Source organism: Pseudomonas sp. HLG18 (assembly GCF_051903985.1).
GTDB lineage: Bacteria > Pseudomonadota > Gammaproteobacteria > Pseudomonadales > Pseudomonadaceae > Aquipseudomonas > Aquipseudomonas fluorescens_BT.
Genome location: NZ_CP195831.1, coordinates 114,660 through 136,736, shown reverse-complemented (window position 1 = coordinate 136,736; position 22,077 = coordinate 114,660). Strand labels below are relative to the sequence as shown.

General features: G+C 59.4%; 19 protein-coding genes. 1 reads left to right on the top strand and 18 read right to left on the bottom strand.

What is annotated here, in order from left to right:
- Window positions 1–83 precede the first annotated feature (83 nt).
- From tilS to rpsB, 18 genes are all read right to left on the bottom strand, one after another.
- Window positions 84–1,412: a tRNA lysidine(34) synthetase TilS gene (tilS, locus tag ACSPX5_RS00620; RefSeq protein ID WP_439820767.1), complete on the bottom strand. Its 1,329-nt coding sequence runs from the start codon at window positions 1,410–1,412 to the stop codon at window positions 84–86.
- Window positions 1,413–1,559: 147 nt separating this feature from the next.
- Entirely contained in the window at window positions 1,560–2,507 is a 948-nt protein-coding gene (locus tag ACSPX5_RS00615; RefSeq protein ID WP_011332694.1) for an acetyl-CoA carboxylase carboxyltransferase subunit alpha, read from the bottom strand.
- A gap of 139 nt (window positions 2,508–2,646) precedes the next feature.
- A complete protein-coding gene (gene dnaE / locus ACSPX5_RS00610) occupies window positions 2,647–6,168 on the bottom strand; it encodes a DNA polymerase III subunit alpha (RefSeq protein ID WP_439820766.1) in 3,522 nt (1,173 codons plus the stop codon).
- 76 nt (window positions 6,169–6,244) lie between these two features.
- A complete protein-coding gene (gene rnhB / locus ACSPX5_RS00605; RefSeq protein ID WP_249314427.1) occupies window positions 6,245–6,871 on the bottom strand; it encodes a ribonuclease HII in 627 nt (208 codons plus the stop codon).
- A gap of 11 nt (window positions 6,872–6,882) precedes the next feature.
- Window positions 6,883–8,013 carry a lipid-A-disaccharide synthase gene (gene lpxB, locus ACSPX5_RS00600; protein WP_439820765.1) on the bottom strand — a complete coding sequence of 377 codons (1,131 nt, stop codon included), beginning with the start codon at window positions 8,011–8,013 and terminating at the stop codon, window positions 6,883–6,885.
- A 2-nt stretch (window positions 8,014–8,015) separates the two neighbouring features.
- The gene (gene lpxA, locus ACSPX5_RS00595; RefSeq protein ID WP_169429068.1) at window positions 8,016–8,792 is read right to left on the bottom strand and encodes an acyl-ACP--UDP-N-acetylglucosamine O-acyltransferase; all 777 of its coding nucleotides are present in this window, start codon (window positions 8,790–8,792) and stop codon (window positions 8,016–8,018) included.
- A complete protein-coding gene (gene fabZ / locus ACSPX5_RS00590) occupies window positions 8,789–9,229 on the bottom strand; it encodes a 3-hydroxyacyl-ACP dehydratase FabZ (RefSeq protein WP_003222142.1) in 441 nt (146 codons plus the stop codon). Before fabZ ends, lpxA begins: the two co-directional genes overlap by 4 nt.
- A gap of 106 nt (window positions 9,230–9,335) precedes the next feature.
- Window positions 9,336–10,391 carry a UDP-3-O-(3-hydroxymyristoyl)glucosamine N-acyltransferase gene (gene lpxD / locus ACSPX5_RS00585; RefSeq protein ID WP_169429067.1) on the bottom strand — a complete coding sequence of 352 codons (1,056 nt, stop codon included), beginning with the start codon at window positions 10,389–10,391 and terminating at the stop codon, window positions 9,336–9,338.
- Window positions 10,392–10,394: 3 nt separating this feature from the next.
- The gene (locus ACSPX5_RS00580) at window positions 10,395–10,898 is read right to left on the bottom strand and encodes an OmpH family outer membrane protein (RefSeq protein ID WP_003222140.1); all 504 of its coding nucleotides are present in this window, start codon (window positions 10,896–10,898) and stop codon (window positions 10,395–10,397) included.
- A gap of 45 nt (window positions 10,899–10,943) precedes the next feature.
- Complete coding sequence (gene bamA / locus ACSPX5_RS00575; protein WP_323159933.1) at window positions 10,944–13,343, bottom strand: outer membrane protein assembly factor BamA; 2,400 nt, start codon at window positions 13,341–13,343, stop codon at window positions 10,944–10,946.
- 74 nt (window positions 13,344–13,417) lie between these two features.
- Entirely contained in the window at window positions 13,418–14,770 is a 1,353-nt protein-coding gene (gene rseP / locus ACSPX5_RS00570) for a sigma E protease regulator RseP (RefSeq protein ID WP_439820764.1), read from the bottom strand.
- 56 nt (window positions 14,771–14,826) lie between these two features.
- The gene (ispC, locus tag ACSPX5_RS00565) at window positions 14,827–16,017 is read right to left on the bottom strand and encodes a 1-deoxy-D-xylulose-5-phosphate reductoisomerase (RefSeq protein ID WP_169429064.1); all 1,191 of its coding nucleotides are present in this window, start codon (window positions 16,015–16,017) and stop codon (window positions 14,827–14,829) included.
- Complete coding sequence (locus ACSPX5_RS00560) at window positions 16,014–16,820, bottom strand: phosphatidate cytidylyltransferase (protein WP_169429063.1); 807 nt, start codon at window positions 16,818–16,820, stop codon at window positions 16,014–16,016. The genes ispC and ACSPX5_RS00560 overlap by 4 nt, the downstream gene beginning before the upstream one ends.
- Window positions 16,820–17,575: a polyprenyl diphosphate synthase gene (gene uppS, locus ACSPX5_RS00555; protein WP_169429062.1), complete on the bottom strand. Its 756-nt coding sequence runs from the start codon at window positions 17,573–17,575 to the stop codon at window positions 16,820–16,822. The genes ACSPX5_RS00560 and uppS overlap by 1 nt, the downstream gene beginning before the upstream one ends.
- 14 nt (window positions 17,576–17,589) lie before the next feature.
- Window positions 17,590–18,147, bottom strand: coding sequence for a ribosome recycling factor (gene frr, locus ACSPX5_RS00550; RefSeq protein ID WP_008019552.1), 558 nt, complete (start codon window positions 18,145–18,147; stop codon window positions 17,590–17,592).
- Entirely contained in the window at window positions 18,144–18,887 is a 744-nt protein-coding gene (gene pyrH, locus ACSPX5_RS00545; protein ID WP_011332683.1) for a UMP kinase, read from the bottom strand. The genes frr and pyrH overlap by 4 nt, the downstream gene beginning before the upstream one ends.
- 210 nt (window positions 18,888–19,097) lie before the next feature.
- Complete coding sequence (tsf, locus tag ACSPX5_RS00540) at window positions 19,098–19,961, bottom strand: translation elongation factor Ts (RefSeq protein WP_169429061.1); 864 nt, start codon at window positions 19,959–19,961, stop codon at window positions 19,098–19,100.
- 190 nt (window positions 19,962–20,151) lie between these two features.
- Window positions 20,152–20,889, bottom strand: a complete 738-nt coding sequence (gene rpsB, locus ACSPX5_RS00535) for a 30S ribosomal protein S2 (protein WP_003222119.1) — start codon at window positions 20,887–20,889, stop codon at window positions 20,152–20,154.
- A 373-nt stretch (window positions 20,890–21,262) separates the two neighbouring features.
- Here rpsB and map point away from each other — a divergent pair, with 373 nt between their 5' ends.
- Window positions 21,263–22,045, top strand: coding sequence for a type I methionyl aminopeptidase (map, locus tag ACSPX5_RS00530; protein ID WP_207866780.1), 783 nt, complete (start codon window positions 21,263–21,265; stop codon window positions 22,043–22,045).
- Window positions 22,046–22,077: the final 32 nt, after the last annotated feature.

The window sequence follows — 22,077 nt, the reverse complement described above, 5'->3', positions numbered from 1 at the left end:
TTGGTAATCGGCAACTCCTGCAATTCAGGCGAATCCACAGAAGTTGTATCAAGAAGGGAGCGTAGTCTACCGGAATGCCCCCTTCATCTCAAACCTTGATCTTCGTCCGAAGGCTGCCAATCCAATCGCCAGCCTTCCAGCGCATTGCCGTCGAGCCCCGGCAGGTTCGCCACGGCGAGCAACTCTTCCCCGCGAAACAGCAGCGGCAATCTGCCACGTACGAAGGCCGGCACCGCGCGCTCATTGAGCAGACGCTTGAGATCGCGATGTCCGCGATCCGTCAGATGCATCACTTCACCGCCCTGCCGATAGCGGATCTGCAGCACTCCTGCGGGAGTCTGACCGGTGAACATGACACGCCCGTTATCGGGCAAGCGTAGCGCCAGCGACGGCGCCTGCCAGTCGCCGCAGACCGCCGGCGTACGCAGCCAATGGCCGCTGAGCCACCACAGGCGACCGGCGCTGCGGTGCAATTCGCCATCCGCCAGACGCCAGACCGCCGAAGCATCGTTGCCGGCATCGCGCAGGTCCGCCCAACCCGACCAATGGTCGGTGTCCGGCAGTCGCGTATGCGGTTCGAGCCAGTGACTGAGTGCATTTCGCTGGCGCGCAGCCGACAGTCCCGCCATGGCTGCAAGCTCCAGAGATGGCACTCCCAGCCATGCAAACTCGCTGGATGTCATCGCTGACTTCAGATCGATCTGCGCCAACTCATCAAGCAAGCCCTGCGCCTCGCGCAGATGTGCCGCACTGCGGGCCATGCTGGCGTTTGCCTGCGGCCAGCGACCGGTCAGCAGCGGCATGACCTGATGACGCAGGTAGTTGCGCGAGAACTGTCGATCCTGATTCGACGGGTCGTCTACCCAGTGCAGCTGATGTTCCTGCGCATAGGCTTCAAGTTCAGCACGCGTGACGTCGAGCAAGGGCCGAACCAGACTGCCCTGCCCCAGCGCACGCCGGGCTGGCATGCCGGAGAGACCCCGAACCCCGGCACCACGCAGCAGACGGAACAGCAGCGTTTCGGCCTGATCGTCGCGGTGCTGGCCAGTCAGCAACACATCATTGACCCTAGTTGCTGCACTGAACACCGCATAACGCGCATCCCGCGCCGCGCGCTCCAGGCTGGCACCCTTTGGCACGGCGACGTGAACAACCGTCAATGGCACGCCCAAGCCGTCACAGACAGACTGACAATGCTCCGGCCACGCATCCGCCACAGCCTGAAGGCCGTGATGGACATGGATGGCGCTTAGCGACGGAAGGGATTCGGTTTTGGCCAGAGTTGCCAGAAGGTGCAGCAGGACGGTGGAATCGAGGCCACCGGAGAAAGCGATACGCCAATGAGCCGCATCGAGCCAGGGCTTGAGACTGCCCAAAAGCCTGGAAGGTAAATCAATCGAGGGCTGACCCATTTTTCTACCTTTTCACAAACCAAAAGCGGGAGCGGGCTTGCTCGCGAAAGCGGTGAAACAGCCAACACAGTCGTTGAATGTTACATCGCATTCGCGGGCAAGCCCGCTCCCACAGTGTTTTGCATTGTCAGCCAAAACGGCGTTCGATCAGAGGCCGTAGCTCATCAGACGATCATAACGACGCTTGAGCAGCGCTTCGTTGTCGAACTTCTTCAGCATCGCCAGTTGCGAGCTCAGCTCGGCGCGGATCGATGCTGCGGCAGCGGCCGGATCACGGTGGGCGCCGCCCAGAGGCTCGCTGATCACCTTGTCGACGATGCCCAGGCCTTTCAGGCGCTCGGCGGTGATGCCCATCGCTTCAGCGGCATCCGGCGCCTTTTCTGCGGTTTTCCACAGAATCGAAGCGCAGCCTTCCGGCGAGATCACCGCGTAGGTCGAGTACTGCAGCATGTTCAGCTGGTCGCACACACCGATCGCCAGTGCACCGCCGGAACCACCTTCACCAATCACGGTGGCGATGATCGGGGTTTTCAGGCGGGCCATGACGCGCAGGTTCCAGGCGATCGCTTCGCTCTGGTTGCGTTCTTCGGCGTCGATGCCAGGGTAGGCGCCCGGGGTGTCGATGAAGGTCAGGATCGGCATCTTGAAACGCTCGGCCATTTCCATCAGGCGGCACGCCTTGCGGTAGCCTTCCGGACGCGGCATACCGAAGTTGCGGCGTACCTTTTCACGCACTTCACGACCCTTCTGGTGACCGATCACCATCACTGGCTGGTCTTCCAGACGTGCCACGCCGCCTACAATGGCCGCGTCGTCGGAGAAGTGACGATCACCGTGCAGCTCGTCGAACTCGGTGAAGATGTGCTCGATGTAGTCCAGGGTGTAGGGACGTTTCGGGTGACGTGCCAGACGTGCGATCTGCCAGCTGGTCAGCTTGCCGAAGATGTCTTCGGTGAGCGTCTTGCTCTTGTCCTGCAGGCGGGAGATCTCATCGCCGATATTCAGCGAATTGTCATTACCGACCAAGCGCAACTCTTCGATCTTGGCTTGCAGGTCGGCGATCGGCTGTTCGAAATCCAGGAAATTCGGGTTCATAGGCGTCCGTCTTGGGTCGTGTCCCAATTGAGCTTGGGCCGGCCGGTTGTCTATTCGCGCCCTACCTTAAGGGAGAGGCGCGCTGAGGTCGAGATTAAAAATTCAGGTTGTGGGCAGGCGGCGTGTTCTCACCTGCCGGTCAACGGTATTGGAGGAAGACGTTGTCTCGCCCGAACTGGTCACGCAGGGCTTGAATCAAGGCATCCGCCGGGTCGATCCGCCAGGTCTCGCCAAACTGCAGCAAGGTCTTCGCATCAGGGCTGGTGTACTCCATGGTAATCGGGCACGCCCCGCGGTGACGCTTGAGCAAATCCCCCAACCAGCGTAGCTGATCGCCTTTCAGGTCCTGGGTCTGCAACTTAAGGCGCAGGCTCTCGGCCAGGTTGGTGCGCGCATCTTCCATGCTCATCACCCGTTTGACCCGCAGGCGCAGGCCGCCGGAGAAGTCGTCGTTGCTGACCTCGCCTTCGACCACCACCATCGCATCGGTCTGCAACAGCGATTGCGCAGAATGGAACGCATCGGCAAACAGCGACGCCTCGATCCGCCCGGAGCGGTCGTCGAGGGTGATGAAGCCCATCTTGTCGCCCTTTTTGTTCTTCATCACCCGCAAGGCAATGATCATCCCCGCCACGGTCTGGGTGTCCCGGGCCGGTTTCAGATCGATGATGCGCTGGCGGGCAAAACGGCGGATTTCACCTTCGTATTCATCGATCGGGTGACCGGTCAGGTACAGGCCCAAGGTGTCTTTTTCACCTTTGAGCCGCTCCTTGAGGGTCAGCTCTTTCGCCTTGCGGTGGATCGCGTAAACGTCCGCGTCCTCTTCGACGAACAACCCGCCAAACAGGTCGGCATGGCCGCTGTCACGGGTACGGGCAGTCTGCTCGGCCGACTTGATCGCCTCTTCCATCGCCGCCAGCAACACCGCGCGGTTACGGTCGATATTGGCCTGATACGCCTTCTGCTCGTCGTGGAAGTACGGGCCGAGGCGATCCAGCGCGCCGCTGCGGATCAGACCGTCCAGCGTGCGCTTGTTGATACGTTTGAGGTCGACCCGGGCGCAGAAGTCGAACAAGTCCTTGAACGGGCCGGCCTGACGAGCCTCGGTGATTGCTTCCACCGGGCCTTCGCCGACGCCTTTGATCGCGCCCAGGCCATACACGATGCGGCCTTCGTCGTTCACCGTGAACTTGAATTCCGACGTGTTCACGTCCGGCGCATCGAGGCGCAGCTTCATCGTGCGCACTTCCTCGATCAAGGTCACGACCTTGTCGGTGTTGTGCATATCCGCCGAAAGCACCGCAGCCATGAACGGCGCCGGGTAGTGAGCTTTCAGCCAGGCGGTCTGGTACGACACCAGACCGTAGGCGGCGGAGTGGGATTTGTTGAAGCCGTAACCGGCGAATTTTTCCACCAGGTCGAAAATGTTACCCGCCAGGTCCGCGTCAATATTGTTCGACGCACAGCCCTCAATGAAACCGCCGCGCTGCTTGGCCATTTCCTCGGGTTTTTTCTTACCCATCGCCCGACGCAGCATGTCCGCACCACCGAGGGTGTAACCGGCCATGACCTGGGCGATCTGCATCACCTGTTCCTGATACAGGATGATGCCGTACGTCGGCGCCAGCACCGGTTGCAGGCCTTCGTACTGGTAATCCGGGTGCGGATACGCCAGTTCCGCACGACCGTGTTTACGGTTGATGAAGTCATCCACCATGCCGGACTGCAGCGGGCCCGGACGGAACAGGGCCACCAGCGCGATCAAGTCTTCGAGGCAGTCGGGCTTGAGCTTTTTGATCAGCTCTTTCATACCGCGGGATTCGAGCTGGAATACCGCGGTGGTTTCAGCCTTTTGCAGCAGCTGATAGGTCGGCTTGTCATCCAGCGGAATGAACGCGATGTCCAGCGGCGGCTCGTTGACCTTGGCACGGTCACGGTTGATGGTTTTCAGTGCCCAGTCGATGATCGTCAGGGTCCGCAGGCCGAGGAAGTCGAACTTCACCAGACCGGCCGCCTCCACATCATCCTTGTCGAACTGGGTCACCAGACCGTCGCCGGCCTCGTCGCAATAAATCGGCGAGAAGTCGGTCAGTTTGGTCGGCGCGATCACCACACCACCGGCGTGTTTACCGACGTTACGCACCACGCCTTCGAGCTTGCGCGCCATCTCCCAGATTTCCGCCGCTTCTTCATCCACCTTGATGAAGTCGCGCAGGATTTCTTCCTGCTCGTAGGCTTTTTCCAGGGTCATGCCGACTTCGAACGGAATCATCTTCGACAGGCGATCCGCCAGGCCGAACGACTTGCCTTGGGCCCGCGCCACGTCTCGCACCACAGCCTTCGCCGCCATGGAACCGAAAGTGATGATCTGGCTCACCGCATTGCGGCCGTATTTTTCGGCCACGTAATCGATTACCCGGTCGCGACCGTCCATGCAGAAGTCGACGTCGAAGTCCGGCATCGATACCCGTTCCGGGTTGAGGAAACGTTCGAACAGCAGGTCGTATTCCAGCGGGTCGAGGTCGGTGATCTTCTGTACATAGGCCACCAGCGATCCGGCACCTGACCCCCGGCCAGGGCCCACCGGCACACCGTTGTTCTTGGCCCACTGGATAAAGTCCATCACGATCAGGAAGTAACCGGGGAACCCCATCTGGATGATGATATCCAGCTCGAAATTCAGCCGGTCGACGTAGACCTGACGCTTGGCCTCGTAGTCCTCGGTGGTGTCTTTGGGCAGCAGCACGCTGAGGCGCTCTTCCAGACCATCGAAAGAGACCTTGCGGAAATACTCGTCGATGGTCATGCCATCGGGAATTGGATAGTCGGGCAGGAAGTGCTTGCCCAGCTTCACGTCGATGTTGCAGCGCTTGGCGATCTCGACGGTGTTCTCGATCGCATCCGGCAAGTCGCTGAACAGCTCGGCCATTTCCTCGGCGCTTTTCAGGTACTGCTGATCACTGTAGTTCTTCGAACGCCGCGGGTCGTCGAGGGCCCGGCCCTCACCGATGCAGACGCGGGTTTCGTGGGCGGCGAAGTCTTCCTGCTTGATGAAACGCACATCGTTAGTGGCGACCAGTGGCGCACCGAGCTTCTCGGCCAGGGCCACGGCACCGTGCAGTTGCTCTTCGTCGTTCGGACGGTTGGTACGCTGGATTTCCAGATAAAAACGATCCGGGAACACCGACATCCACTCGCGGGTGAGGGCCTCGGCCTCGGCGGGGTTGCCGCCGATCATGGCCATGCCGATCTCGCCTTCTTTGGCGGCGGACAGCATGATCAGGCCTTCGTTGGCCTCGGCGACCCATTCGCGCTCGATGATGACCATGCCGTTGCGCTGACCGTCGATGAAGCCACGGGAAATCAGCTCGGTAAGGTTGCGATAGCCCTGGGCATTCATGACCAGCAGACTGATCCGGCTCAATGGCCCGTCCAGATCCTTGTTCGACAGCCACAGGTCGGCGCCGCAGATCGGTTTGATTCCCGCGCCCATGGCGTTTTTATAGAACTTGACCAGCGAACACATGTTGTTCTGGTCGGTAACCGCAACGGCCGGCATGCCCATACCGGTCAGGGCCTTGACCAGCGGCTTGATCCGCACCAGCCCGTCGACCAGGGAGTATTCAGTGTGCAGGCGTAGATGAACGAATGAAGCCGGCATAGTGATCCTGTCCAGTTACATAGAAACAACAAGGCCCGGATTGTACCGGGCCCAGAATAAAACATCAGCCTCGCCGCTAAACCGGCGTGAGACCTTCCAGCGCCTCGTAAGCCTGTCGCACCGGGGCAAACGAACGGCGATGAATCGGCGTCGGCCCGAGGCGCACCAGCGCTTCCAGATGAACGGGGGTCGGGTAGCCTTTGTGGCCACCGATGCCATAACCCGGATAAATCAACTCGAACGCCGCCATCTCACGGTCGCGGCTGACCTTGGCCAGAATCGACGCCGCCGCAATGGCCGGAACCTTGCTGTCGCCCTTGACCACCGCTTCGGAACGCATCGGCAGTTTCGGGCAACGGTTGCCGTCGATCATCGCCAGTTTCGGCTGGATGTGCAGGCCGGCCACCGCACGCTGCATCGCCAGCATGGTGGCGTGCAGAATGTTCAGTTCGTCGATCTCTTCGACCTCGGCGCGGGCGATGCACCAGCTCAGCGCCTTTTCGCAGATTTCGTCGTAGAGCTTTTCCCGCCTGGCTTCGGTGAGTTTTTTCGAGTCGTTGAGACCGATAATCGGACGGTTCGGATCGAGGATGACCGCCGCCGTGACGACTGCACCGCACAACGGGCCGCGACCGACTTCATCAACGCCGGCCACCAGTTCTTCGACTTCGGCGACCAGGGTGAAATCCAGGCCCATCTGCATGCTTGTCTTGCTCATCGTTTTTGCCCGATCAGGTTCAGAACGGCGTCAGCCGCCTGATTGGAGGCGTCCAGACGCAGGGTGCGGTGGATTTCGTCGAAGCCACGAGTCTGTTCTTCACCGCCGTCGATCAGCGGCGAAAGGGTCTGGGCCAGTGCCTCGACCGTCGCATCATCCTGCAACAATTCCGGCACCAACAGTCGCTGGGCCAGCAGGTTGGGCAGAGAGACGTACGGGCTCTTGACCATGCGCTTGAGAATCCAGAACGTCAGCGGCGCAAGACGGTAGGCCACGACCATCGGGCGCTTGTACAGCAGCGCCTCAAGGGTCGCCGTACCCGACGCGATCAGGACCGCGTTGCACGCGGCCAACGCCAGGTGGGACTTGCCGTCGAGCAGGGTCACTGGCAGGTCGCGACCGGCCAGCAACGCTTCAAGCTGGGCCCGACGTTCGGGGTTGGCGCACGGCATGACAAAGCGCAGCCCCGGGCGCATGGCACGCAGGCGTTCGGCGGTATCGAGGAACAGCGCACCCAGACGACTGACTTCGCCGCCGCGGCTGCCCGGCATCAAAGCCACCAGCGGGCCGTCAGACAGCCCCAGCTCGGCACGCGCGGACGCACGATCAGCCTCCAGTGGAATGGTATCGGCCAGCGTATGACCGACGAACCGCACCGGCACGCCCTTCTCTTCGTAAAACTTTGCTTCGAACGGCAACAACGTGAGCATCAGGTCGCAGCCTTCGCGGATCTTCAGCACCCGCTTCTGCCGCCAGGCCCATACCGAAGGGCTGACGTAGTGCACGGTCTTGATCCCGGCCTGACGCAGTTTGAGTTCGATATTGAGGTTGAAATCCGGTGCATCAATGCCGATGAAGGCATCCGGTTTTTCGGCGATCAGCGTGGCGATCAGGTCCTTGCGGCGCTTGAGCAACTCGCGCAACCGCCCCAGGACTTCCACCAGCCCCATGACCGACAGACGTTCCATCGGAAAATAGGAGGTCAGGCCTTCGGCCTGCATCAGCGGACCGCCGACTCCGATGAACTCCACCGCAGGATGCTGTGCCTTGAGGGCGCGCATGAGACCGGCGCCCAGAATGTCACCGGAAGCCTCCCCCGCCACCAGCGCAATACGCAGATTGGCCATGGTCAGCGGGTGATGCCGCGGGTCGACGACTGGATGGAGTCACGGAACATCGCGACTTCCGGGAACTGTGCAGACGGCTCGGCCAGTTCGGCCAGCGCCTGTTCGACGGTCAGGCCCTGGCGATACACCGTTTTGTACGCCCGGCGCAGGGCGTGAATGGCGTCTTCGCTGAAACCGCGACGGCGCATGCCCTCGAAGTTCATGCTGCGCGCTTCGGCCGGGTTGCCGAATACGGTAACGAACGCCGGAACGTCCTTGCCGATCGCTGTGCCCATGCCGGAAAAGCTATGGGCGCCAATGTGGCAATACTGATGCACCAGGGTGAAACCGGACAGAATTGCCCAGTCATCAACGTGCACATGGCCGGCCAACGCAGTGTTGTTGACCAGGATGCAATGGTTGCCGATGACACTGTCGTGACCGATGTGGGCATAGGCCATGATCAGGTTATGGTCGCCCAGCGTGGTTTCGGAACGATCCTGAACCGTGCCACGGTGAATCGTCACGCCTTCTCGGATCACGTTATGGTCGCCGATCACCAGACGGGTGTCTTCGCCCTTGTACTTGAGATCCGGCGTGTCTTCGCCTACCGAGGAAAACTGGTAGATGCGATTGTGCTTGCCGATTCGGGTTGGACCTTTGAGGATCACGTGAGGCCCGATCACTGTTCCCTCGCCGACTTCCACACCTGCGCCGATGATCGACCACGGGCCGACCTCGACACCCTCGGCCAGTACGGCCGAAGGATCGATGATTGCGCGAGGGTCAATCAAACTCATAGCTTGCGTTCCGCGCAGATGATTTCAGCGGAGCAGACCGGCTTGCCATCGACCGAAGCCTGGCATTCGAACTTCCAGATCTGGCGTTTGCAACTGATGAACTTGGCTTCGAGGATCAACTGGTCACCCGGCAGCACTGGCTGACGGAAACGCAGTTTGTCGGAACCGACGAAATAGTAGAGGGTGCCATCGGCCGGTTTCACATCGAGCATCTTGAAACCAAGGATCCCGGCAGCCTGAGCCATCGCTTCGATAATCAGCACGCCCGGCATGATCGGGTGGGCTGGGAAGTGACCATTGAAGAACGGTTCGTTGATGCTGACATTCTTGTAGGCGCGAATGCGCTTGCCTTCCGTATCCAGCTCCACTACCCGGTCCACCAGCAGGAACGGGTAACGGTGAGGCAGGTATTCGCGAATCTCGTTGATGTCCATCATTTCGGGGGGAAGCCTATGTAAAGATTGGGAGCGCGACTGACGCGCACTCCTCTAGCAAATCAAGGAGGCAGTCCAGAGGCTGTGCACACTTGATATGGAAATGGTATCAGCCTTCAGATGAAGCATTGCCGCCAGGGGTCACTTCCCCTACGCGCTTTTCAAGCTGTTTCAAACGCCGCGCGAGGTCATCGAGCTGACGAATGCGCGCCGCGCTTTTACGCCATTCGGCAGCCGGCTGCATGGCTGTACCGGAAGAGTAGGCACCCGGCTCGGTGATCGAGTGGGTAACCATGGTCATTCCAGTCAGGAAAACGTTGTCACAAATATCGATGTGCCCTACCAGGCCGACACCCCCGGCGAGCATGCAGTGCTTGCCGATTTTGGTGCTGCCCGAAATCCCCACGCACGCGGCCATGGCGGTGTGATCACCGACCTGTACGTTGTGGGCGATCTGAATCTGGTTGTCGAGCTTCACGCCGTTGCCGATCACGGTGTCGGCCAGCGCACCGCGGTCGATGGCGGTATTAACGCCGATCTCCACATCGTCGCCGATGGTCACGCCACCGATCTGGGCGATTTTCTGCCAGATGCCTTTCTCGTTGGCAAAGCCGAAGCCTTCACCGCCGAGCACGGCACCGGACTGAATCACCACTCGCTTGCCGATACGCACATCGTGATACAGCGTCACCCGCGGAGCCAGCCAGCCGCCCTCGCCGATTTCGCTACGGGCACCGACGACGCAATGCGCGCCGAGGGTTACACCGGCCCCGATCCGCGCACCCGCCTCGATCACCACAAAGGGACCGATGCAGGCAGTCGGATCAACGACGGCGTCCGGCGCGATCACCGCACTCGGGTGGATACCGGCAGTGGATTTCGGCTTCGGATCGAACAGGTGGGAAATACGGGCATAAGCCAGGTAAGGATCCGGCACCACCAGTGCATTCCCGGCATAGCCTTCGGCGTCGGCTGCCTTGAGCAACAGCGCTGCGGCTTGGGAGCCGGCCAGGTATTTGCGGTATTGAGGGTTTGCCAGAAAGCTCAACTGAGCTGGGCCAGCCTCCTGCAAGGTGGCTAGCCCAGTAATTTGCTGCTCGGGATCGCCACTCAGGGTGGCGCCGAGGAACTCGGCCAACTGGCCGAGCTTGATAGTCACGGTCATGGGTTACTTCAGCTGATTCATGCGCTCGATAACCTGGCGCGTGATGTCGTACTGAGGTTTGACATCGATGACTGCGCCACGCTCGAACACCAGGTCAAAACCACCTTTCTTGATGACTTCTTCCACTGCGCTATCCAGTTTCGGCTTCAGTTGCTTGAGCATTTCGCGGTCAGCAACGGCCTTGGCTTCGTTCAGCTCCTTGGACTGGAACTGGAAGTCCCGGGCCTTTTGCTTGAATTCCAGCTCCAGACGCTCACGCTCGCCCTGCTGCATCTTGTCGCCACCGGCCATCAGGCGATCCTGAATACCCTTGGCGCTGCTTTCCAGCGTCTTGAGCTTGGTCAGTTGCGGGCCGAACTTCTTCTCGGCATCCACGGCGTACTTCTTCGCCGCATCGGATTCCAGCAGTGCCATTTGATAGTTCAGAACAGCGATTTTCATGTCGGCAAACGCCGGGCCTGCCACCAGTACGGAGGCCAGGAGAACCAATTGAGTCAACTTACGCACGATGCACTCCTACAAAATCCATTGTCGTTATCTTGGGTCAGACGCTTAGAACGTCTGGCCGAGGGAGAATTGGAACACTTGAGTTTCAGCGTTATCCGGTTTCTTGATCGGCGTGGCCAGCGCGAAGCTCAAAGGACCCAGTGCGGTAACCCAGGTCACGCCGACACCAACGGAACTGGCCATGTTGCTCAGGCTGACGTCGTTGCATTGCGTATTGGACTTGGTAACACCGTTAGTATTGAGCGTCTGCTGGCACTTGGAGTCGAAGACGTTACCCACATCCCAGAACACGGAAGTACGCAGCGAACGCTGATCCTTGACGAACGGCATCGGGAACAGGACTTCCATCCCCCCCTGGATAAGAACGTTACCACCGAACGGCAGTGGATCCTGATCCGGGTCGGCGATCGTACCAGGGTTACCTGTGCCGCCAGGACCGTTCTGACCACGGCTAGGCGTACTGCGTGGACCCAAGGTGCTGTCCTTGAAGCCGCGAACCGAGTTGAAACCACCAGCATAGTAGTTTTCATAGAACGGCAAGCCATCGGTCGAACCGTAACCATCACCATAGCCCAGCTCGGTGTGCAGACGCAGGGTGTAGTTCTCGGTGATCGGCTGGAACAGCTGACCACGGTAGTCGAGCTTGTAGAACGACAGGTCGCTGCCCGGAATGGTGGTTTCCAGGGTCAGGCTCTGGGAACGACCACGGGTCGGCAGCACGCCTTTGTTCAGGGTCGATTCGGACCAGCCGGCCGACGCCTTGAAGTTCAGGTACTGGTCGCCTTCGCGGTTCACGAAGTCGAAAATCTCGTCGACGGTGTACTGACCGGTCTTGATCTTGTCCTGTTGCGCGGACAGGCCGAAGGTCAGACGCGAAGTCTCGCTGATCGGGTAACCGACGTTCACGCCGGCACCCAGGCTGTCTACCGCATAGCTTGCTACGTCGACGTCGAGGTCTTTGTAGTCGGTGGTGCGATAGAACGCGTTGTAGCCCAGGCTCACGCCGTCGGCGGTCCAGTAGGGGTCAACGTAGCCGAAGTTGTAGCGGCTCTGGTATTCACTGCGGGTCAGGCCGACGCTGACGCGGTTACCGGTACCCAGGAAGTTGTTCTGGGTGATAGAACCACCGAGGATCAGACCGGCGCTCTGGGCAAAACCGACGCTGGCGGTGATCGAACCGGAAGCCTGCTCTTCAACGGCATAGTTCACGTCAACCTGGTCGTCGACACCTGGAACAGCCGGGGTCTCGACGTTGACTTCCTTGAAGAAGCCCAGACGTTCAAGACGGGTCTTGGACTGGTCGATCAGGTAGGTAGAAGCCCAGCCGCCTTCCATCTGGCGCATTTCACGACGCAGCACTTCGTCCTCGGACTTGGTGTTGCCACGGAAGTTGATACGGTTGACGTAGGCACGCTTGCCTGGATCTACAGCGAACAGGATGTCCACGGTGTGGTCATCGTCGTGCGGCTGCGGAACACCGTTGACGTTGGCGAAGGTGTAGCCCTCGTTGCCCAGACGACGGGTAATCAGTTCCGAGGTAGTGGTCATCAGCTTGCGCGAGAACACCTGACCTTTCTGCACCAGCAGCAGGGACTTGACCTGGTCTTCAGGCACTTTCAGGTCACCACTGAGCTTGACGTCACGAACGGTGTACTTCTCGCCTTCGTTGACGTTGACAGTGATATAGACGTGCTTTTTGTCTGGAGTAATGGAAACCTGGGTCGAAGCGATATCCATGTTGATATAGCCGCGGTCCAGGTAGTAGGAACGCAGACGCTCCAGGTCACCGGAAAGCTTTTCACGGGCGTATTTGTCGTCGTTCTTGAAGAACGACAGCCAGTTGGTGGTTTTCAGCTCGAACAGGTCGACCAGGTCTTCCTCGGGGAAAACCGTGTTGCCCACCACGTTGATATGCTGAATGGCGGCAACGGTGCCTTCGTTGATCTTCACTTTCAGGCCGACACGGTTACGCGGCTGCGATACCACTTCGGTATCGACGGTAGCCGAGTAACGACCTTGCGCAACGTACTGACGTTGCAGCTCGTTACGCACGCCTTCGAGGGTCGCGCGCTGGAAGATCTCGCCTTCGGCCAGACCGGATTGCTTGAGGCCCTTCATCAGGTCTTCGGTGGAGATCGCCTTGTTGCCTTCGATCTCGATGCTTGCGACCGATGGACGTTCGACGACGGTGATCACCAGAACGTTGCCTTCGCGGCCCAGCTGGATATCTTGAAAGAAACCGGTTTTGAACAACGCACGAGTGGATTCCACCAGGCGACGATCATCCGCCTGCTCGCCGACGTTCAACGGCAAGGCACCAAAGACGCTACCCGCGGAGACCCGCTGGAGGCCGTTGACGCGAATATCAGAGATAGTGAAGGACTCGGCGTGAACTTCGGCGATCATCAATACGGTGAGAACCGCAGTTAGCAGCAGACGTTTCATGAAGTCCTTTCTTATTCCAACTGGCAATAAACAAACTGCCGCAAAATGCGGCAGATTCGCAATTCAGCGAAGCGTTACAGACGACCCAGGTCGTTGACCAGAGCAAGCAACATCACCCCGACCACCAAACTGATACCGATCTGTATCCCCCAACCTTGCACCCGATCCGACAAGGGACGACCACGCGCCCACTCGATCAGATAAAACAACAAATGCCCCCCATCCAGTACAGGAATGGGCAGCAAATTCAGAACCCCCAGGCTAATACTCAGATAAGCAAGGAAATTCAGGAAATCAGCAACGCCCGACTGGGCAGAAGCGCCCGCCACTTTAGCAATGGTTATCGGTCCACTCAAGTTTTTTACCGAGAGCTCGCCGAACAGCATTTTCTTCAGTGAATCCAGCGTCAGGACACTCATGGTCCAGGTACGACGGGCACCCTCGCCAATCGCGGCCAAAGGGCCGTAGCTGACCTCGCGAATCATCTCCGGTGGCCAGTCGACGGCCTTCACCCCCGCCCCCAGATAACCGCTTGGCGACTTGCTCTCGCCGCGCGCCGCCAGTGTCACCGGGACGTCGATTTGAGCACCGTCGCGCTCGACGCGCAGCATGATTTTGGTATCAGGACGCGTACGTACCGTATCGACGACCTGCTGCCAGTCATCCAGCGCCTTGCCATCAAGGGCCAGAAGGCGATCACCGGTTTTCAGCCCGGCAGCCTGTGCCGGGCCTTTCGGATCGAGCTCAGCGAGCACTGGCGGCAGCGCAGGGCGCCATGGGCGAATACCCAGGGAGCGAATCGGATCCGGCTCGTCAGCCCCTTTGAGCCAATGATCCAGCACAAGCTCCCGTGGCGAATCAGCAGTAGAGCCCTGCTCGCGCACCAGCACCTGCAGCGAACCACTTTCCCCCAGGCGACGTACCAATTGCAGATTGACCGCAGCCCAGCCGGACGTCGGCTCGCCGTCGATGGCCACGATTTCCTGGCCCGCACTCAGGCCGGCCTTCGCCGCGATACTGCCGGACTCGACTGCACCGATGACCGGACGCACCTGTTCGCTGCCCAGCATGGCCAGCACCCAGAAGAACACCATGGCCAGCAGAAAGTTGGCAACGGGACCGGCGGCGACGATGGCAATGCGCTGACGAACGGACTTGCGATTGAAAGACTGATGGAGCTGATCGGCCGGCACTTCACCTTCACGCTCATCCAGCATCTTGACGTAGCCGCCCAGCGGAATGGCCGCGACGACGAACTCGGTTCCCTGCTTGTCGTGCCAGCGCAGCAACGGCATGCCGAAGCCCACGGAAAAGCGCAGAACCTTGACGCCACAGCGACGCGCGACCCAGAAGTGGCCGAATTCGTGAAAGGTGACCAGCACACCCAAGGCGATCAGGGTGCCGGCAATCATATAGAGCGCGCTCATCTACTTTCTCCGCAATCCTGTTCCGTTCCGCCTGAAGCCGTGTGCTTTCTTCAGGTCTATCGACCGTGGCGAGTCAGCCATTGACCGGCCAGCGTGCGTGCCGCCGCGTCCGCGGTAAACACCGCATCAAGATCATTCAGCGCAACCACCGGCTCGAGATTCAACACTTCCTCGATGATACTCGCGATTTCGAGGTAGCGAACCCGCCCGTCGAGAAACGCTGCTACCGCCACTTCATTCGCGGCATTGAGCATGGCAGGCGCACTGTTGCCCGCCTCGGCTGCCTGACGTGCCAGTCGCAGGCACGGAAAGCGCTTCTCATCGGGCGCCTCGAAATCCAGTCGCGCGATGGCAAACAGATCCAGTGGAGCCACACCCGAATCAATACGCTCCGGCCAGGCCAACGCATTGGCGATGGGGGTACGCATGTCGGGATTGCCCAACTGCGCCAGCACCGAGCCATCCACATAGTCGACCAGGGAGTGAATCACGCTTTGCGGATGGATCACCACCTCGACTTGCGACGGTCGGGCATCGAACAGCCAGCAGGCCTCGATCAGCTCAAGCCCCTTGTTCATCATGCTGGCTGAATCCACCGAGATCTTGCGCCCCATGGACCAGTTCGGATGAGCACAGGCCTGATCGGGTGAAACATGCGCCAGTTCGGCCATCGGCGTCTGCCGGAAGGGACCGCCAGAGGCTGTCAGTAAAATCCGACGCACACCGACATTGCTCAAACCACGGGAAAAATCCTGCGGCATGCACTGAAAAATCGCATTGTGCTCACTGTCGATTGGCAGCAGGACCGAACCGCTCTTGCGCACGGCTTCCATGAACAAGGCGCCGGACATCACCAGCGCTTCCTTGTTCGCCAAAAGAATTTTCTTGCCCGCCTCGACCGCGGCGAGGGTCGGGCGCAGACCGGCAGCACCGACGATGGCCGCCATCACCGCGTCCACCTCGGGAGCAGCCGCCACCTGACACAGCCCCTCCTCGCCCACCAGCACGCGAGTCGACAGACCGGCAGCACGCAGATCGTCCTGCAAGCCACGCGCCGCTGCGACTTCCGGCACCACCGCGAATTGCGGCACATGGCGCACGCACAGGGCAAACAGCTCGCTCAGGCGCGTGAAACCACTCAGGGCAAAAACCTGATAACGCTCAGGATGACGAGCAATGACATCCAGAGTGCTCAAACCGATCGAACCGGTCGCCCCCAGAACGGTAATCTGCTGTGGGCGACTCACGGTGCCGCCATCCACAGCAATACCGCGAATACCGGGATCGCCGCTGTCAGGCTGTCAATCCGGTCCAGTACACCGCCATGACCCGGCAGCAGATTGCTGCTGTCCTTGATGCCGGACTGACGCTTGAACATGCTTTCCGTCAGATCGCCCACCACGGAGATGAACACGATCAGCGCTGCACCGATCAAGCCCTTGAACAATTGCGCGACCGTCCAGTCACGAAACAGCGCAACCAGCGTGGTAATCACCAGGCTCAGCGCCAGACCGCCGTAAACGCCTTCCCAGCTTTTGCCCGGACTGACTTGCGGGGCCAGCTTGCGCTTGCCGAAAGCACGACCAGAGAAATAGGCACCGATATCAGCGCCCCAGACCAGCACCATCACGGCCAGGATCTGAAGGTTACCCAGCTGGTTCTGCTTGATGTAGATCAGCCCTTGCCAGGCCGGCAGGAGAATCAGCAGGCCGATCACCAACTTGCTGGCAGCACTGGCCCAGCGCTCGCTGGAGCGCGGATAGGTCAGCACCAGCCAGGTCGCCACCGCCCACCAGATTACCGAGGCACCGAGCACCCAGGGCGCCAGCCCCGGCAGGATGTACATGACGAACAGCATCAGCGCGACGATTGCCGCATAACCAACGCGAAACGATTGCGCAGCGAAACCGGCCAGGCGCGCCCATTCCCAGGCACCCAGACTGACAACCAGGCCGATGAACAGCGCAAAGCCGGATCCCTCGAGCAGGAAAAAACCGCCCAGTGCGATCGGCAGCAGGATCAGCGCAGTGATGATTCGTTGTTTAAGCATTAAACCCGGGCTCCAGCTTCGATCTGCTCGCTCGTTTTACCGAAACGACGCTGACGCGAAGCGAAATCGGCCAGCGCATTACGCATGGCATCGTGTTTGAAGTCCGGCCAGAACAGGTCGGAGAAGTACAACTCGGCATAGGCCAGTTGCCACAGCAGGAAGTTGCTGATGCGGTGCTCGCCGCCCGTGCGGATACACAGGTCCGGCAACGGCAGATCACCGGTCGCCAGACAGGTTTGCAGCAGATCAGGCGTGATGTCTTCAGGACGCAGATGTCCGGCCTGAACCTCGCGAGCAAGACGCTGCGCAGCCTGCGCGATATCCCACTGACCGCCGTAGTTGGCGGCGATCTGCAGAATGAAGCGATTGCTTCCCGCGGTCATGGCTTCCGCTTCGCGCATGGCAGCCTGCAGCTCGGGATGGAAACGCGAACGGTCGCCAATGATGCGCAGGCTGATGTTGTTGTCGTTGAGCCGCTTGGCCTCGCGACGCAATGCCTTGAAGAACAGATCCATCAAGGCACTGACCTCATCGGCCGGGCGCTGCCAGTTCTCACTGGAAAAGGCGAACAGCGTCAGCACCTCGACCCCGGCCTCGGCACACACCTCGATCACCGCCCGCACAGCATCCACACCCGCTTTATGCCCGGCAACACCCGGCATAAAGCGTTTTTTCGCCCAGCGATTGTTGCCATCCATGATGATCGCGACATGGCGCGGCACCGCGGACGGCGCAGTCTGCTTGGTCTTTTCCATTTAAAGCTCGACCCTTATACGGCCATCAGGTCTTTTTCTTTCTCGGCAAGCTTAGCGTCGATTTCGGCCACGAACTTCTTGGTCAGATCATCGATCTCGCCAGTTGCGCGACGCTCTTCGTCTTCGCTGATTTCCTTTTCCTTGACCAGATCCTTCAGCGAGCTGTTGGCATCGCGACGGATGTTGCGCACGGCAACACGGGCATCTTCAGCCACGTCACGCGCCTGCTTGGTGAAGCCGCGACGGGTTTCTTCGGTCAGGGCCGGCATGCTGATCAGCAGCAGCTCGCCAAGGTTGGTCGGGTTCAGGTTCAGACCCGCACTGCCGATCGCCTTGTCGACCGCGCCCAGCATGTTGCGCTCGAACGCCACGACCTGCAGGGTACGAGCGTCCTTGACGGTGATGTTGGCCACTTGCTTGATCGGGGTGTCGGCACCGTAGTACGGAACCATCACGCCTTCCAGAATGCTTGGGTGCGCCTGGCCGGTACGGATGCGGCCGAAGTTGTGAGACAGGGACTCGACAGACTTCTGCATGCGCTCTTTAGCGTCTTTCTTGATTTCGTTGATCATTGTTGAACTTCCTCGATCAGGGTTCCTTCAGCGCCGCCGTGCACGATGTTCAGCAGGGCGCCGGGCTTGTTCATGTTAAATACGCGCAGCGGCATCTTGTGGTCGCGGCACAGGCAGATGGCCGTCAGATCCATTACGCCCAGCTTGCGATCCAGCACTTCATCGTAAGTCAGATGATCGAACTTCTCGGCATGCGGGTCTTTGAACGGGTCGGCAGTATAGACACCATCGACCTTGGTCGCTTTAAGCACGACATCCGCGTCGATTTCGATGGCACGCAGGCAGGCTGCCGAATCCGTGGTAAAGAACGGATTGCCGGTACCGGCCGCGAAAATCACCACGTCCTTGGAGTTCAGGTGACGCATGGCCTTGCGACGATCATAGTGATCGGTCACACCGACCATGGAAATGGCCGACATCACGATGGCCGAGATATTGGCACGTTCCAGCGCATCGCGCATGGCCAGGGCGTTCATCACAGTGGCCAGCATGCCCATGTGGTCGCCCGTAACCCGATCCATGCCGGCCTTGCTCAGCGCTTCACCGCGGAACAGGTTGCCGCCGCCGATCACCAGACCGACCTGAACGCCGATACCGACCAGTTGGCCGACTTCCAGCGCCATGCGATCCAGCACTTTCGGATCGATCCCGAACTCTTCCGAGCCCATCAGGGCCTCGCCGCTAAGCTTGAGTAGAATGCGTTTATAGCGAGCCTGATAACCACTGCCCTGCTGAGCCATTGCGAATCTCTCCTGCGGCGTATTTAAAAAATTCTTTGCGAGCTGTTTGCAGCTGCGTTCACTCTAGCGTGGCGCTGCTTCAGCGCCATCGGAACATGGCTTTGTAAGTCAGTTCCAAGGGGAAACCAATTAAAAATTGGTAACCCTATCTGAAAAGAGGCTGCGCGCGTGAGCGGGCAGCCTCTTTCGGGCGACAGTTGAAAAACCGTCTTATTGCTTGGCGGCAGCCAGCTGTGCAGCAACTTCTTCAGCGAAGTTGTCGACTGGCTTCTCGATGCCTTCGCCTACTTTGAAGTAAGTGAAGGAAACGATTTCAGCGCCGCCTTTCTTGGCCAGCTCGCCAACCTTGATTTCAGGGTTCTTGACGAACGCCTGCTCAACCAGGCTCGCTTCTGCCAGGAACTTGCTGATACGGCCTTTGACCATGTTCTCAACAATGTTTTCCGGCTTGCCTTTGATTTTTTCTTCGTTCAGCTGCAGGAACACTGCCTTTTCACGCTCGATCGCTTCGTTCGAAACCTGCGAAGGCAGCAGGAATTCAGGGTTGCTTGCAGCAACGTGCATCGCGATGTCTTTGGCCAGCTCAACGTCGCCGCCTTTCAGGACAACGGCAACACCGATCTTGTTGCCGTGCAGGTAGGTGCCGACTACGTCACCTTCCACGCGCACCAGGCGACGGATGTTTACGTTTTCGCCTACTTTGGCAACCAGCGCTTCGCGAGCAGCTTCTTGAGAAGCGATCAGCGGAGCTGCGTCGGTCAGCTTGTCAGCGAATGCTTTGTCAACGCTGGCAGCAACGAAGTTTTTGAAGTCGTCCTGCAGAGCCAGGAAGTCGGTCTGCGAGTTGACTTCGATCAGAACGGCAGCCTTGCCGTCGTCCTTGATGGCGATAGCGCCTTCAGCGGCAACGTTGCCGGCTTTCTTGGCAGCCTTGATCGCGCCCGAAGCACGCATGTCATCAATGGCTTTTTCGATGTCGCCGCCAGCCTTTTCCAGGGCTTTCTTGCAATCCATCATGCCTTCGCCGGTACGCTCGCGCAGTTCTTTGACCAACGCTGCAGTAATTGCTGCCATTTTCAAATTCCTCTTGGATAGGTTTTCAACCATTCCACCCGATCGAACGGGCGTTCAATTCTTCCCGAACCTGTTTGTAGCCGCTGCACGTTACAGATGCTGTAGCTGCGCTGCCGACAGATGGTTTTCGAGGTGGCAAAAAGGGGGCCAAGCCCCCTTTTTGCTTACTGAGTCAACGCCAGGGCGTCAATTACTCAGCTGCAGCCTGAGTTTCTTCAGCTGCGAATTCAACAGTACCGCCAGCAACATTGTTGCGACCACGGATTACTGCGTCAGCCATCGAACCCATGTACAGCTGGATAGCGCGGATTGCGTCATCGTTGCCTGGGATGATGTAGTCAACGCCTTCCGGGCTGCTGTTGGTATCGACAACGCCGATGACCGGGATGCCCAGCTTGTTGGCTTCGGTGATCGCGATGCGCTCGTGGTCAACGTCGATCACGAACAGTGCGTCTGGCAGACCGCCCATGTCCTTGATGCCGCCCAGGGAGCGATCCAGCTTCTCAAGATCACGGGAGCGCATCAGCGCTTCTTTCTTGGTCAGCTTGGCGAAAGTACCGTCTTCGGCTTGTACTTCAAGGTCACGCAGACGCTTGATGGAAGCACGGATGGTCTTGAAGTTGGTCAGCATGCCGCCCAACCAGCGGTGATCGACGTACGGCGAACCGCAACGTGCTGCTTCTTCAGCAACGATCTTGCCAGCGGAACGCTTGGTGCCGACGAACAGAATCTTGTTTTTGCCCTGGGCCAGACGCTCTACGAAAGTCAGAGCTTCGTTGAACATTGGCAGGGTTTTTTCAAGGTTGATGATGTGAATCTTGTTACGCGCGCCGAAAATGTACTTGCCCATTTTCGGATTCCAGTAACGGGTTTGGTGACCGAAGTGCACACCGGCCTTCAGCATATCGCGCATGTTGACTTGGGACATGATAGTTCCTTGATAAGTCGGGTTGGGCCTCCACGTATCCCAATGACCAACCCCCGATCCGAGGATCAAAGGCACCCAGGCCATCGTGTCGACACGTGTGTGGGTTAATGCTCCCGGAGCTATCCCCGGAAAGCGGCGCATTTTATACCACAGCAAGGGCGCAAACGGAACCCGGAATCTTTAATCCCGTCAGGGACATGGATGCCGCCCCCTTGGAATCGGCCTTGCGCGCACTATTGTATAGAGAGAAGCGATGCACGCAGGCGCGGATTTGCGCCTTTGGTCTGTTAGAATCGCGTTTTTCAGGGCTGCCAGGCAAAAACCGCCGCCCTGTCCGTATCAGCAAGCGCCGCCGAGCGCAGAGAGAGCCTGTATGACCGTCACCCTCAAAACTCCCGAGGACATCGCTGGCATGCGTGTCGCCGGCAAACTGGCCGCCGATGTGCTGGAAATGATTGCCGAACACGTCAAGCCGGGCGTGACCACCGATGAGCTGAACCGGATCTGCCACGACTACATCGTCGACGTGCAGAAAGCCATCCCTGCCCCGCTCAACTACAAGGGCTATCCGAAGTCGATCTGCACGTCGATCAACCATGTGGTCTGCCACGGCATCCCGAATGACAAGCCGCTGAAAAACGGCGACACCCTGAACATCGATGTCACGGTGATCAAGGATGGCTACCACGGCGACACCAGCCGCATGTTCCACGTCGGCACCGTACCGGTCTGGGCCGAGCGTCTGTCCCAGGTCACCCAGGAATGCATGTACAAGGCGATCGAAATCGTCAAACCCGGCTGCCGCCTCGGCGACATCGGCGAGATCATCCAGAAGCACGCTGAAAAGAACGGCTTCTCCGTGGTGCGCGAGTTCTGCGGTCACGGCATCGGCAAGGTGTTCCACGAAGAGCCGCAGATCCTGCACTACGGCCGTGCGGGCACGGGCATGGAACTGAAGGCCGGCATGACCTTCACCATCGAGCCGATGATCAACCAGGGCAAGGCCGACACCAAGGTGCTGGGCGACGGCTGGACCGCGATCACCAAGGACCGCAAGCTGTCGGCACAGTGGGAGCATACTTTGCTTGTCACTGACACCGGCTACGAGATCTTCACCCTGCGTAGCGACGACACGATCCCGCGCGTATCGGCCTGATCCCGACACTGCTCCCAGCCTATAGAAGGAAA